At 60.2% G+C, this 13680-nt stretch carries 11 protein-coding genes; 6 read left to right on the top strand and 5 right to left on the bottom strand.

Features of this window, described 5'->3' with window-relative positions; translation table 11 throughout:
- Positions 1-145: 145 nt before the first annotated feature.
- Positions 146-1822: a DUF262 domain-containing protein gene (locus H351_RS02825; protein ID WP_029256837.1), complete on the bottom strand. Its 1677-nt coding sequence runs from the start codon at positions 1820-1822 to the stop codon at positions 146-148.
- A gap of 170 nt (positions 1823-1992) precedes the next feature.
- Here H351_RS02825 and H351_RS02820 point away from each other — a divergent pair, with 170 nt between their 5' ends.
- A complete protein-coding gene (locus H351_RS02820; RefSeq protein WP_029256838.1) occupies positions 1993-2325 on the top strand; it encodes a hypothetical protein in 333 nt (110 codons plus the stop codon).
- Positions 2326-3419: 1094 nt separating this feature from the next.
- Positions 3420-3806: a hypothetical protein gene (locus tag H351_RS02815; protein WP_051636614.1), complete on the top strand. Its 387-nt coding sequence runs from the start codon at positions 3420-3422 to the stop codon at positions 3804-3806.
- A gap of 1647 nt (positions 3807-5453) precedes the next feature.
- On the opposite strand, the gene H351_RS02810 is transcribed toward H351_RS02815, so the two are convergent.
- Positions 5454-6683 (bottom strand): hypothetical protein, encoded by a 1230-nt coding sequence (locus H351_RS02810; RefSeq protein ID WP_029256840.1) that lies wholly within the window; start codon positions 6681-6683, stop codon positions 5454-5456.
- A 231-nt stretch (positions 6684-6914) separates the two neighbouring features.
- Between H351_RS02810 and H351_RS32750 the strand changes: the two genes are divergently transcribed.
- The 3 genes from H351_RS32750 (at position 6915) to H351_RS32905 (ending at position 8299) form a co-directional block, all read left to right on the top strand.
- On the top strand, positions 6915-7049 hold the full coding sequence (locus H351_RS32750) for a hypothetical protein (protein WP_256520213.1): 135 nt from the start codon (positions 6915-6917) through the stop codon (positions 7047-7049).
- Between the two features lie 89 nt (positions 7050-7138).
- Positions 7139-7324 (top strand): hypothetical protein, encoded by a 186-nt coding sequence (locus H351_RS02805; RefSeq protein ID WP_029256841.1) that lies wholly within the window; start codon positions 7139-7141, stop codon positions 7322-7324.
- Positions 7325-7768: 444 nt separating this feature from the next.
- Positions 7769-8299 carry a Fic family protein gene (locus tag H351_RS32905; RefSeq protein WP_144440124.1) on the top strand — a complete coding sequence of 177 codons (531 nt, stop codon included), beginning with the start codon at positions 7769-7771 and terminating at the stop codon, positions 8297-8299.
- On the opposite strand, the gene H351_RS31840 is transcribed toward H351_RS32905, so the two are convergent.
- Positions 8184-8702 (bottom strand): hypothetical protein, encoded by a 519-nt coding sequence (locus tag H351_RS31840; RefSeq protein ID WP_144440093.1) that lies wholly within the window; start codon positions 8700-8702, stop codon positions 8184-8186. The genes H351_RS32905 and H351_RS31840 overlap by 116 nt on opposite strands.
- A 760-nt stretch (positions 8703-9462) precedes the next feature.
- Between H351_RS31840 and H351_RS02785 the strand changes: the two genes are divergently transcribed.
- Entirely contained in the window at positions 9463-10485 is a 1023-nt protein-coding gene (locus H351_RS02785) for a DUF4192 family protein (protein ID WP_144440092.1), read from the top strand.
- A gap of 30 nt (positions 10486-10515) precedes the next feature.
- Here the strand turns inward: H351_RS02785 and H351_RS02780 are convergent, their stop codons facing one another.
- Both H351_RS02780 and H351_RS02775 read right to left on the bottom strand, forming a co-directional pair.
- The gene (locus H351_RS02780; protein WP_144440091.1) at positions 10516-11124 is read right to left on the bottom strand and encodes a CPBP family intramembrane glutamic endopeptidase; all 609 of its coding nucleotides are present in this window, start codon (positions 11122-11124) and stop codon (positions 10516-10518) included.
- 683 nt (positions 11125-11807) lie between these two features.
- The gene (locus H351_RS02775) at positions 11808-13247 is read right to left on the bottom strand and encodes a phytoene desaturase family protein (protein ID WP_029256843.1); all 1440 of its coding nucleotides are present in this window, start codon (positions 13245-13247) and stop codon (positions 11808-11810) included.
- Positions 13248-13680: the final 433 nt, after the last annotated feature.

Raw genomic sequence — 13680 nt, 5'->3', positions numbered from 1 at the left:
ACTGACCCACCTGGTGCAGGTTTTGGGCACGGGAAGTGCCCCCCCGCCGAAGACACATCACCGCGTTGACTGCGACGCTGTCGGCATGGCGGCCTCCACCGGCCGCTATCCCCGTCTATGCGGCGGATGTCGGATCGGCTTTCGATTATCCGAGATCCCATTCGTCGCGTAACGCTGCCAGCAGGGTTTTCTGGCGGTCCTGCATGGCAGTCGGGGTCCATTCTGGTTCGTTGAGTACTTGGCTGGTCAACGCGAATGTCGCTACGCCGCGCTTGCCGGTGAAGTACTTCGATTTCTTCTTGTCGAAGTCGAAGTTCTGCGCTTCGGAGTTCTTTGCCTGGTTGAGCAATACGAGGTTCGCGAGGCGGTGTGTCCACTCGTTGCGTTCGTTGGTGGTGAAATCGTTGAGCCACTGCGATCCGGGGGCTGGGTTCTGGGGGAGTACGTGTTCGACAGTGATGAGTCGATGCTCGTATCGCACGCCGGGGCTTTTCGCCAACGCCTCGTCCAGTCGCAAGAGAATATAGCGGCGTCCCTTGGTGTAGAGGTAAACGTCGCCTTCCAGGCCCTGGATAGTTTCCTCGATCTCCTTAGAGGTGAGAGCGAAGGACGGGGCGTCCAATCCGGCGCCGGCATCGAGTTCACGCAGTATTTCCGCGTAGCGCTGGACACGGGGAGTGTTGTAGACGCGACGGATCAACATGCTGGAGGCGAGTCGTTCGAGTTGTTTGAGGAAGGTATCGAGCCAGACTGGATCGTCGCTGTGATGCCGCAGAGCCCAGAGCGAGACAGGGCGCCAGTCGTTGTTCTCGATCTTGTCGAGCCGGCGAAACCACGCGTTGACCAGGTCAGCGCCTTGAATGGCGGCGTACGAGTGATCGCGCATTTGTCGATAGGCGTTGGCGTACGGGGCGACGATGTCGTCGACGAACTCCGTCGCGCGGTCCGGGAGATACGCGTTGAGGACCTGCTCGGGAAACTCCTTGAGCAGCTCTCGTTTTCCGCGTTCCTTAGAAAAGATCATGCGGATGTGGAGAAACAGATCACCGAAATCGTCATGACCGAGAGCAGCTTCGGCGTCTTCCCATTTGTCCGCATACACCTTCGACAGGCCTTCTGGCATTGCTCCGACCACCTGGGATTTGAAGATATCCGCAGGTGAGAGGTCAAGACCTCGCGCATTCATGACGGAGAAAATGCGGTGAGCACTGTTGAGATCTGGCGTGGTCACGATCACGAGAAACGTCTTTTGCCCGAGAAGTTGCACAAGCCCGAGGCGGGAGTTCTCGTCGCGAGATTGTAATGACTCCCATAAAGCTCTCGCATTGACCTGTATTGACCGTTGCGCATCGGTCGCCAAGGATTCCGACTTCCGTGCGAAGAGTGCCTGGAGCTGCCCTGGATTCTGGATGAACTCGGCGAAAAAGTCGGAGTCCCGATCACGCAGGGTAAGCCGCGGCTTCGACGCCAGCCCCTGCACTTTGCTGCCGGGTTCTTGGAGCATCACTTCGAGTTCACGAGCAAGGCCGGGATCGACGGTAAGGTCGCGCAGAACTGCCAGCAGAATTGTCAGGGTGGTGAGACGCTGTTGGCCGTCGATGACGTCGGCAGACGTTTCGTCGCTCGACTTCACCAGGACTACCGAACCCAGGAAGTACGGTTCGTCGGGACCTCGATCGAGGGCTTCTGTCAGGTCTTCGAGAAGCTGGCAGGCTTGCTCCGTTCCCCAGGAATATGGGCGTTGGTACTCCGGGATCCGGAAATCGTAGTCACTGCAAAATACTTTGCGGAGGGGTACCTCATGCGCTTCCAGCTGTTTCACATTCACATCATCTCCCACCAGGAACCTATCGTTACCTCCGACGTGACCGAGACGCTTCTGGGTCATAAATTTCGGTGAGACCGAGGCGCTTGAGAAACGGCGAAGTGAGTAGTTTCCACATATCGAGTATGGAGTCGACACGTTGAAGGCGGCCGAGCTCAGAGCGAGAAATGAGATCCATAGGCTCCACATCATTCCCGGGCGACTCCAATCCCATAGTCGGCAACGGCGAATTCGTCACCGGATTGCGCGAGAACAGCCAGACAGTCGACCACAAGCTCAGCGTCATGCGCGCCGTCCTCAATGACGCCCTCGCCGGGATCAGCGATGCACGCGAAATCCTGTTCGCCACACCCGCTACGGCTGGCGCAGGCGAGGCCGAGTCGGGCCAGGAGATTTCGGTCGGCCTGTATCTGGCACTTGCGGTGTCGGATCTGCACACCGCGTTGTCGCTGCTACACGCTCAGTACGAGATGGACGGCAATGAAGCTCTGCACGATTGAGTGCGACGACTGCTCGATTGGAAACTAAGCACAAGCCCGATCGGGTATGGATTTTTGTCCACGAGATTATCCAGGGGGTTCTCGGGTAGTCGATCCTGAGACCAAGACACCCGAACAGATCGAACGGTTCGCTAGCGCTCGTGAACTGCACGATTCCTTCGCAGATGCCGCAGCACACCTCCGTCGATACCGAGGGCCAACAGGCTTGTCTCCCGGCGAACCACCTTTCTAATTGGCATCGCAGAAATACTGCCGATAACATGGATTATGTCAGATAAACTGCGAGAGATGTTGCACAGCAATGGTTTACGCCGTCGCAGAGATGCTGTTGGCTACCGAGATGAGAGCCAGTAGTCAACGCTGAGTGCTGCACTGGTCGATGCCCTCTTTCCCGGTCGAACGCGATTCGGACAACGGCGGTGTGATTTTGGAAGTCGGTGAGTGGGCTGGCGAACTTGCGCAGTGCCGTTCATGCAGCGCGAGTGCGCTTTACGTCTCACGGACGGCCGGTGGGCGGATCTGGACCACAGTAGGAAGCGTGCCCTGCGGAACTGCCGGCCGTTTGTTATCGGCGTTTACCCGTTCCGGGCAGACCGCCGGAAACGACAGAGCGGATCCCTCCGGCCGGGGCCGGCCTACCGCAAGGCGGAACTTTCTTCGCCGCAGGAAGAGGCTTCGGGCCTAGCCGCACGTACAGTTGCCGGCGCAGTCGACGAGCTTCGGCAACCAGTTCGCGCTCACGCTCTGAGAGTGGGCGAGCAGATGCGACGTCGGTCGCCGTTCGTAAGAACTGTTCCACCTGCTTCAACTCGGCACGTGCAACCCTCTGACGCTTGCTTTCACTTGGCAGCTCTACCGAATTTTGCTTCTTCCGTCGTTGGCCCATATCGGATGTTCTCACACCTCTCCGACACCTGGGGCCGGCTTTCCTTTGCGGATAGCTGCGCCGACATCGCGAGAGGAATCAAATTCAATTCATCAATGCCGCAGGCGTATCGCGAAGGACGTTGACTTGCCAGCGGTAATGATGAAGGTGCGGCAAGGTAAGTTTTCGGCGAACCCAGTGGACTGATCAGAACGAGGAAGTGACGTACGTGGCTAAAGATGGTTGGGAATTCTGGCGGGTCAGCAATGCGTCGAGCGGCGCATTGGAATGGCTCGCCGTCACGCGGCCGGGTGCACGCGCTGCGATCGACCGCGAAAAAGTGTGGACGCTGCTGCCGAAAAGCCGCATGTTCCTCGCCAACTGGTTCCTGACGGCGGACTTCGGACGAGAAGACGATGCAAACGAATGGGTGTACGAGAACATCGACTCCACCGAAGCACGGGAGGTGGCACTGGAGGTGCCGCAGCCATCGACCGAGGTCGTGACCCGATTGACCCACCCCGAGTCGTCCCTGACACTGAATCAGATCGATCGGCACCCCGTGGACAAACTCATGGGCAAGCGAGTAGCAGACAAACTCGAAAACCGTACCTGAACTACCTGCAGAGCGTCCGCCGCGGACGAATCGACGGCCCCGGTCTGTACCGTCCCTCACGCCAAAATCCAGGAAGAATCTAGGAAGAGCGCGGCCCTCTCTTTGAATCATTCGACTTCCAGACCTGTACAGCCTCTCTTGGCCTCTTGGTATCTCAGTGCAAAACCGACTGATGGTTTGATTTCGGAGTTATTTCACGTCGATAATTCGGCGGAGTTGGTGGTGATTAAGCGAAGTCAGAACTGATTCCACCATGTGGCAAGTGCGTTCCAGGTTGTGCTGGTCCACCCCCAGACGGGAGGCATGACAAACAGGTCAGGTAAGTATCCGATCATTGTTCTTCTCCTCAGAGTGGACTTCAATAGGCGGCCAGTGGCAGCAAGAATGCGTACCAGAACAGCATTTCTTCGGGAAAACCAGGTAGGCGTCCGATCATGTGTCTTTCCTTCCCTGGCTTACTTCGTTCATCGCGCCTGATAGTGGCGCGTTACGGTGCAGGCGCTGCGCACAGGAAGTACTCCGGCCAAAGACAACACTGCGAAGACACGCCTTACCTCGGCGACAGGCGCACCTGGAGGTACGGCCGCGAGGAACCAAGGACATCATCACTGTCGGACCCCCGAACTATTCTTGAGGAGCACCTCGCGCCGTCGTTGTCGGGAGCACGACGCACCGTCGCCGCGCGCCCACTCCGCCTGGTTTCGACTGGAACAGCGACGCATTCGAGATCAACCCAGATCGACGAGCACCGAAGAACGTCGTGTGCTGTGCCCATCGAGTACGAATGGGAGAGCACTCGACGGGTTCAAGCGACTCGATTCAGCACAGAACCGAACCACCTCCGAGTGTCCTCTCTTCGTGGTGACCGCGTATGCAGGCTTTCGTCGAGCTTCTAGTCGCGTGAACAATGAGATCCCACCTTGTGCAGGTTCTCGCTGTGGACACTTGACGAGAAGCCCTTCCGCAACGATGTGGACTTTCGTGTTCATGTCAGGATGGCGGCATGGACAGTGCAGAGGTCCCGTGCCGATCCTACGACCCGGATTCGTGGTTCTCGTCGGTGCGTAGCGAACTTTCGACGGCAATATCGTTGTGCCGCAACAAGTGTCCTCGCCTTCATCGGTGCGTGAGCGGTGCGCTCTAGAGAAGGGAAGCGGCTGGGGTCTGGGGTGGCCGATATATCGTCGAGGGGGAAACCTCTACGCTTCCAGGGGCGCCACTCCGCTACTCCGCGGGACGGCTCCGGTTCCGTGCCCTTTCGAAGGCGCCTTAGGGATCGCCCGGGCCAGCGGAAACGGCTTGTGAAACACCAAGTCTGGCTACTCCACCGAGCTGCCTCGGCGGCCGTGCCGAACGCGCTACTGAACAGCGGGCCGGCCTGACAGGTTCTCGTAAGGCCCCCGTGAATACCGCGTCGATCGCGACAAGCAACGGCAGGTTGTGCTCCGAAGAGCAGCGCGACTCCGATTCCGGCGACGATCGATGTTCGTCGGTCGATGGCCAACTGGGCTGGAAGTACGTGCCTGAACATCGAGCGGGACGTTCATGGGCCTGCGATGAGACTGTCCCGGCGGACTCGCCGCACGGAACTCCTACGTAGCTAGATCGAGGAGCTGAGCTCTTCCCGTATGGTTCGCGTGGTCGCTGTCAGCAGTCCTTGGGTTCCTTGGGTTCCTTGGGTTCGGGCTCGGCCCACGCGGCGACGTTGGCGGCACCTCGTGCCAACTGCCGTCGCCCGGACGTCAATACTTCAGACGTCCGGTCCTTTGCCGCGACGAATACATCGGCGATCCGCGCGTGTTCCGGGCTGTCCCACTGTGTAATCTGCAGGTTCCGAGCCTGGATGAACTGATCCAGAATTTCGCGCAACGCGTCGCGGTGCCGGCCAAGACCGCGGGCGGCAATCTTGTGATGCGCTTCGCTCAGGCGCAGCACGGTATTAATTTCCAAGACCTCTCGCATCCGCGTAACTAGCTGTACGTCGGCCTCATGCTGCTCGCGGAGGGTTGTGCGCGCGCTGGTGATGGTTTGGTCCACGTGCTGCGCCTCAGTGTTTCGCACCTGTTCCAGCCTGAGCTTGTGCCACTGAAACAGTGATTTTTGGGCTACGACCAGCAGTTGCAAGGTCTCTCCGAGTCTGTTCTTGTTCAACAGCTGCTCAAGTTGCTCGGATCGCTTGCCTGGGCCGGCGCGTCCGTCCAGCGTTTCCAACTGTTTGACGGCATGGACCCGAAGTCTCTCAATCCCGACTTCCAAATCTGCCCCCAGCGAGGCGATCGATGACCAATCTGTGTTGGTCAATGCATGCCCCGACGCCAGGTCCCGCACTTTGGCCGAGAGGAGACGGTGCTGTCCGTACACGTCCCCGATCCGATGAGCCTCGGCCAATCGGAGTAGCTCGTCCACCTTGTCTTCGATCACGTCCAGGTGCTCATGGACCTGGTCGAACTGGGCGCTGATCGCCGCTTCTAACGCGGCGATCGCAACCATCTGCGGTCCTACCCCCGCCACCATCGCGCCAGGGTTCGCGATCCGCGCATTGGAGATGATCTTACCGCTTTGTGGATTACGCACCATCTTGTGATAAGTGACGGTCGCCCCGGATTTCGGCCGAGCGAACAGCTCGTGGTATCGCTTGCCAACCGCGTATGCGGCTCCGACCGCGCGGCCCCCGAATGCCTGACTGGCCATCTTCGGCAACATTGTGCCGGAGTCGATCGGGACAGGTGAGAGCGCTGTGTCCCACTCGAGCGCAAAGGCCGCAATGGCATCTTCGGAACCGACAAGCGCGGTACCGAGCTCGTCGTCGATGACCATCAGCTCCATGGAGCCCTCGATGCCTAGCCCGTCCGGCTCGATCGGCGACAGGTCACCCACGTGCGACTCCTTCCACCCGCCCACGCGAATGTATATTCACGTTCTTCTGATGGCATTCTGCCTTGCTCCACTGACATCGCCCGTACGAGCTCCGCCAGAACAGTCAGGGAACCGGTTCCGACTGCCTCCGCGAGGCCCGGATACCGCAGGAGAGCAGCAATGATCAGGTAAAATAGTGAATAGATCCCTCTGTGTGACCGCACTGTTCCCTGCGACGGCGAAGGGGCACCGGTGAGCATCGCATCCAACGCGAAATCGCCCATGACAGAAGCCCAGATCGACCGCGCGATCGCCGCCGCCACGGCCGGTCACCGCATGGCCGGTATGGAGCCCAGCGCTGCGGACATCGCCATCGGACGCCGGTAACTACGCGGAGAAATCCCCGGCGACGAAGCCGTCGAACTTGCCCTCGCCGCAGCACGGAACGAACGAAACGAACGCAAGGAGCAGCGCCCATGACCGCAGCACGCAAAACCACCTCGCGCGACATCGAAGAATCCGTCAAGTTCGCCGCAGCGGGAATTTGCCTGGCCGGCGGAACTTTCACCCCGGCCGATGAAGCGGCCGCTCGCGGGGTCGCTTCCGGAACTCGCACCCCGGAAGAAGAAGTCGCCGCGTTTCGCCGCGAACTGGGGTACTGACGTCCCTTGCCGCGGAAAACTCCACAGTTTCGTTCCTGGGATGACTATTACATCCCCGGACCAACTGTTCTACGCAACAAACTGACCAGCGCAACCGAACCTTACGGAACCACCGATCCCGACAAGCTCCGGCCGTTCGAAGAGCGCGCCGCGTCCGTGCGCCTGGTCGCCGCGAAACTCGTTCCCATTCGTGGTTCATTCGATTACAACCACCTCAAAGCCATCCACCGAGCACTCTTTCAGGCGTGTACGACTGGGCCGGAGAAGAACGCACGGGCCCGCTCAGTCAGATGAGTAAAAGCGGACCCGACTCGTCCATTACCCGCCAGGCGATCCCCAGGCGCCGATGGTGAGCTACGGCTACTACCCCGCCCCGGCCATTGCTGATGCCGCCAAGCTGATGCCGCCAACGTTCAATTTCGGCGACTCGCCAAACACGATCTCCTGCGCGGCCGAGACCGCGAAGAATTCGTCGTCGGCCTCGCCGAACACTGGGGAGAAATTAACTCCATCCACAGCTTCCGAGAAGGAAACACCAGAACCCAATTCGTGTTCTTCTCCGAACTCGCCCGCCACGCCGGCTACGAAACTGGACATCATGCAGTTCGCCGAAAATGGGCCATTGCGAGAGGAATTCGTTCACGCTCGCTTCTACAATCAATCCACCACCCGAACAGACCGCCTCGAAGAGGCGCTGAACAAGGCATTCGCTGGGACCCAGCCACCGGGATCGGCGGAGTCTGCCGAAGTCAGCGAACTCATGCGCACCGTTCGCCTGGCTTTTCCGGCACCGCCGACCACGACACGAGGGCAGGCCGCGCGAGCGATCGTGAAAGCCGTGCGGGATCGAGCTCCTCGTTCAGGAATTCGAAAGGCAGATCGAACCGCTGCAAGTTTCCGGTGAATCGTCTACCACAACAAAAGGCAATGTTGGTGCGCGATGGATCTCCGGCCCCAAGTCAAGCAGCGGTGTAGCCCACGTTTGCTGGTCAACACCTTGCTGCCATTCTGTGGAGCACGCCCATTCCAATGTGTAAGTCCCTGCGGGAACGTCGACGACAGTCACACTTTCGCTTTGTCCTGGGATCAGGGTGATTGGAGGATTCGGTGAGTCGCTTCCGGTTTGGCCTACGGTGAAGACGGTTTGGCTGTAGTCCTGTACGTATTCTCCTTCGGGGATTGGCTTGGCCCCCATGCCGGCGCAGGTCACCGTGAGATCCGAATTGTTGGTGAAGGTAGTAATCACCGTGTGTTCGGAAACATCAGTCGATGCCGTCGGGGCACTGCTCGGTGCAGCGTGGGCGAATCCTGCCGGAGCGATTAGAGCAGCGGCAGTGATGGAAAATGTTATGCCGAACTGTCGCACGAACTTTGACATGTAGAGGCCCTTTCGATGATATGTGTTGTTCTCGCAAATATGTGAGGCGGATAAGGCCTCGGGCCGTGACGTACAGCCTGGTTCGTTACCGGATCTTTCCTGATATCACCGGGGTGTGAATTCTCATTCGAGAATATCTGGTGGGTTTTTCTGGCGACTTTCGGTGTCCCCTAATTGGAACTCCGCGGCGCTCCGCCGGGATGAAGAACATCTTTTCTCCTTCTGGCCTTCCGATTCTCGTCGGCGGTGACCTGTGCGCAAACCCCTGGCGGCGCAAGCGCCGGCCGATGGCTCCGAGAAATTTTTCGTCACTCGTAGGGTCCTGTCGAAATTTTTCTCGACCCAGGGGTGGCACTTCGGCCCCTCATTACCGACGCGATTCTCCTTTGCCAGCAGGCGAAAAGAATTGGCGGGGCACCCGGCCCGGCCGCTTTCATCACTGAGGGGAACGACATGTCATCATTGAGGGGAACGACATGCAGTCCATCCGTTTGACCAGCGCCACCGAGGTTCTCGCATCCATCTCCACCGTGCTCGGGTTTGTCCCGGTGTCCTCGATCGCTGTGCTCATGCTTCGCGAGAGCGTCAGCGACGACGGTTGCGTTGACCGCCCGCGCGGACGTCAGTCCAGGGTTCCCCGTCGCGCATCTGGTCCGTGCGGCGAAGCAGGCGAGGGCCACATCGTCATCATCGTTGCTCTCGCAGCGGACGAGGTCGCCTTGCCGGTGTGCGCCACGCGTTCACCAACGCAGGAATCGAGGTGCCCCGCGCATTGCACGCCCCGTCACTCGAAGCCGGTGCCCGGTGGACGGACCTCGACAGTTTCGAGACCGGATCGACGGCCGATCACCGCATCTCGGATATCAACATGGCTTATGTCGAGGACGTGCGTGCCACCGACGGTAGCCGCGAAGAAATCATCGACCGCTTCACCAAAACCACCCAAGCTCCCACCGCGCCAACGCACGAGGCGAAGCGGATCCAGGGCGACGACTTCGTACGCATCACCATCCTCGAACTCGGAGCGGTCATCGGTGCCCGCGCGGTCCCGACCGCTGATCTCGCCGCCCGTGTCGGACTGTGCGCCAACGTCAGCGCGTCAGCTCGCAATGCACAGATGGCAGTGTTCACCCAAGGTGAGCGCGACGCTGATGCGTTCGCGACGATCGCGTGCCAGGTGCGTGGCAGCGCGCGCGTGCAGGACCTCACCCTCACCGGATACTGCGCGTACCTCACCAATGACGGATCGACGGCGTCAATTGCCTTCGAGGCGGTGATGAGCACTGCCACAGCCGCCGGTTGCACGCCTGCGCAGACCAACCTGCGCCGACTGCTCGACGGAGCCCTGCACAACGGAGTTCCCCGCCCACGATCGCCGAGGTCCTCGCCCCGGTACACATCGACGTCGCGGAGTCCTTCGGCGTCGACTTCGACAACCCCGCGAGCTGAACGCAAAAGAGAGCAGCCCCGACTTCGAATCAGAAGTCGGGGCTACTCCCGTACGCGGTGGCGCTTGTTCGGGCATCGAGCCCGAACAACCGCTGCGCCAACTCCCCGCGCAACCACAATGCAGCGCCTCGCAGGAAAGTCAGTCGAACAAACCGCCGGTCGTACCGGGAACAGGGAACACGACATCCATCCGTTCCGCGGAATCGGGTTCGACGGTCTGGCCGGCGACGACGGCCGCGAGATCCGCGCCGGTGATCACGCGCAGATGCTTCGTTGCCTGATACAGCGCCGACTCCACCGCAGATCGGGCGGTGGAGCTGTCGATCGGCGATAACCGACATCCCGTTCGTTTGGTTCGTCCACGTCAGACGGAAAGAGCCCAACTGACCATGATGATTGCGTCATACACCCCATGTACAACGATTGCCGGCCACAACGAGCGCGTGTACAGCGCGATCGCCGTACACAGTGTGCCGACAACTAAACCGGAGACGACGTTGCCTGTTCCGAACCCGATGTGAACCCAAGCGAATACCGCCAAGGCCAACACTGCGACTACGGAAACAGAAATCCAAGTGCCCGATTTGCGCCGTTGCGCGGCCAGCACAACGGATCGATACAACACCTCCTCAGGCAGCGCAGCGGTAAAGAACGCTGTAATCAGTGCCGTGCACAAGCCGCCTCTGACGGTGTGATCGAAGCGTTCCTGATTGTTCGCGATCTCATCTGCGTCTGTGACCGGCCACCGTGCGCCAACAGCGATCCCGAATTTGAGGAACAGGTACAGCCCCACACCGAGCACTGCGGGAACGAAAAGCACCCACACTGCTATTCGATAAACGGCCGACTTCCCGGACTCCGGACGCGGGGTCACGAAACCCAGCCACATCAACGAGCGCCGCAGGGCCGCCCACATCCATCGACCAATTCGGGTGAACTCCGCGCGATCAATCCTCGGCGTCTGATGCCTCATATATCGGTCGATGCACGCGAAAAAGATCGACAGAGTCCACGAAATGATCGATGTCGCTATCAACTCTGCTGTCGAATTGCCCACCGCATAAGCGGTCGAGGTAACGCCCGAAACAACGAAGGCCACTACTACGAATCTCAGGACCAGCGTCTGACGGGGCGCGAGTTTCCTCCACCGAACCAAACGCGAACGCGTGATCGCGTTCTGCTGCGTCACCAGCTCTGCGCTATGCACTCAGTTCTGATGTCGGTGGCTTCGTAGCCGGCGCGGCCTTGCTCAGCGCACTCCGCTTCGTCGCCGATCGTCGCGCCAGCCCCTTCTTGGAAGGAGCGTCTACGCGCCACAGTTTGGCCGCACATCGCTGCGGAACACTGTCTTCAGTCTGCGCGGATGTGCTTCCACCGGCCCCCCTGGTACAAATTTCAGCAATCTACTGGAAGCAATCGTGACATGTCGTTAAGTGGTGACTGAATTCGACCATCTGGGAGGAGTTCACGCGAGCTAGGATTCGAGACCTTTGATAGGCCCAATGCTGATTTTGGTGGATCCCGAGTCCAGGCTCTGGATGTGGCTCTGTCGTCGCTACTTGGCGCCGTACATCATTGTTTCGTCCATGTTGGCTGACTGGGTTAGGGACTCCTCCGAAGGCGTTTGTCCGAAATGTCGTCCCCATCGGGGACGCCTCAACCCCGCGCCTTCAGGGCCGCCCGCGCGGCATTGAACCCACCCATCCCGTGGACCCCGCCACCCGGGGGAGTTGCGGACGAGCAGAGGTAGACGCCCGGGGCCCCGGTGGCATAGGGGTCGAGTCCGAACCGGGGGCGCGCGATGATCTGCCGCGCAGTGTTCGCCCCCGCGGAGATATCGCCGCCCACGTAGTTGGGGTTGTACGCCTGCATCTGCGGCACATTGCGCACGTGGACGCCCATGATCCGGTCCCGGAATCCCGGCGCGAACCGCTCGATCTGACGCGTGACCACATCGGTCGCGTCGCCCGGATAGCCATGCGGCACATGCGCATACGCCCATACGGGATGGATGTCTCCGACGGAACGGGAAGGGTCGGCCAAGAACTGCTGGCCCAACAGAATGAAAGGCTTGTCCGGCATCTGACCCCGTACGGTCTGACGTTCGACAGCAGCAGTTTGCGAAATCGTCCCGGACAGATGCAGGGTGCCGGCCTTCCGGGCATGCGGATTCGTCCACGGCACGACGCTTCCGTCGGAATCACCACGCACGGCGTAGTCGACCTTGTACGCGGCGGTGCCGTAGCGAAACTTGCGGTAGGCCCGGGCAATGCGGTCGGGCTGCCGGCCGTCGAGCAGACGACCGGCCGCGTCGGGTGCGATGTCGAGCATGACGATGTCGTAGTCGGCGATCTGGGAGTAGTTGGTGACCCAGTTCCCGGTTTCGATGGTGCCACCGAGGCTTCGCAGGATCGACGCGAGGGCGGCTGCAATTGAGCCCGAACCACCCTGCGCGACAGGCCAACCGTGAGCATGAGCGGCCGCGGTGAGCATCGAGCCGACTGCACTGGAGAGTGGAAGGGTCAGCGTGCCGAACATGTGCGCCGCGACGCCACCGAACAGCGCCCGCGCCTGTGGGGTCTTGAACATTCGCGCGAAACCCGTCGCGGGAAGCAGAGCGCCCGTCCCGAAACGGGCGAGCATCAGCGGGTGCTTCGGAACGTGCACGATCGGCTGGAAGACGTCCTGCACCAACTCGTCGAAGTTCTCGGAGAGGTATTCGAAGACGTCGAGCCACCTCTTACCGTCGGCACCCAATCCTTCAGCGGTCCGGTTGATGTCGCGCCACAGAACCCCGGCGGTGCCGTCGTCGAGTGGATGGACCAGTTGGATCTCGGGCCACAGCCACGTCAGGCCGTGCTTGGCGAGCCCGAATTCGCGGTCGAGTTCCTTGAAGTAAGGAGAAGCCAAAGCGGTGGGATGGAAGGCGGAGCAATCGTCGTGGACGAGTCCGTCGACTATGTATTCGCTACTGCGGGTACCGCCGCCGATCTTGTCCGCACCCTCGATGACATGGACGTCGATTCCGGCGCGGGCGAGTTCGATCGCCGCCGCGAGGCCGTTGGGGCCACTGCCCACCACTACTGCTGTTGTCATTTGCTCTTCGCCACCCGTCTTCTCAAGGGTGAGCCTACGGAAATTACAGCGATGGCATTCCGCGAGCAAACAATTCAGGCCTAGACCTTGGTTGATCGATCAACTTTTGTTACAGTTCGAGGCGCACTGGCCGCAGCTGATTCTTATCGCTGCGGCCAGTTGTTGCATTCATCGCCCATCGCGCCTGTTTCCTGCGGATTCGGTATCCTGTGTATCGGAACTTCTCTGCACGGACGCAGCTCCGAAATCTGTCGAGGGGCCTTCTGGCTCCCTGCATCGCCGCAGTTCAGAGCAATTATAGGGCTACCTTAGTTGCGCCCGTGCCGGGGTTCTGAATTATCGTTTTCGTTACACGGTTGACTCACAAAAGTTTCAACCGACCGAAGACTCACGTCGCCGGGTGCCAGAACGCACACCATCGCGTCTGCGCAGG

It is taken from the genome of Rhodococcus erythropolis R138 (genome assembly GCF_000696675.2).
Lineage (GTDB): Bacteria > Actinomycetota > Actinomycetes > Mycobacteriales > Mycobacteriaceae > Rhodococcus_F > Rhodococcus_F erythropolis.
This window is presented reverse-complemented; position numbering and strand designations above follow the sequence as displayed.

Bases quoted from the DNA above. Each gene is read 5' to 3' on its own strand.
- H351_RS02805 (WP_029256841.1), top strand. From the start codon at position 7,139: ATGACCGCAGCACGCAAAACCACCTCGCGCGACATCGAAGAATCCGTC.
- H351_RS02820 (WP_029256838.1), top strand. From the start codon at position 1,993: ATGAGATCCATAGGCTCCACATCATTCCCGGGCGACTCCAATCCCATA.
- H351_RS31840 (WP_144440093.1), bottom strand. From the start codon at position 8,702: ATGTCAAAGTTCGTGCGACAGTTCGGCATAACATTTTCCATCACTGCC.
- H351_RS02775 (WP_029256843.1), bottom strand. From the start codon at position 13,247: ATGACAACAGCAGTAGTGGTGGGCAGTGGCCCCAACGGCCTCGCGGCG.
- H351_RS02780 (WP_144440091.1), bottom strand. From the start codon at position 11,124: ATGAGGCATCAGACGCCGAGGATTGATCGCGCGGAGTTCACCCGAATT.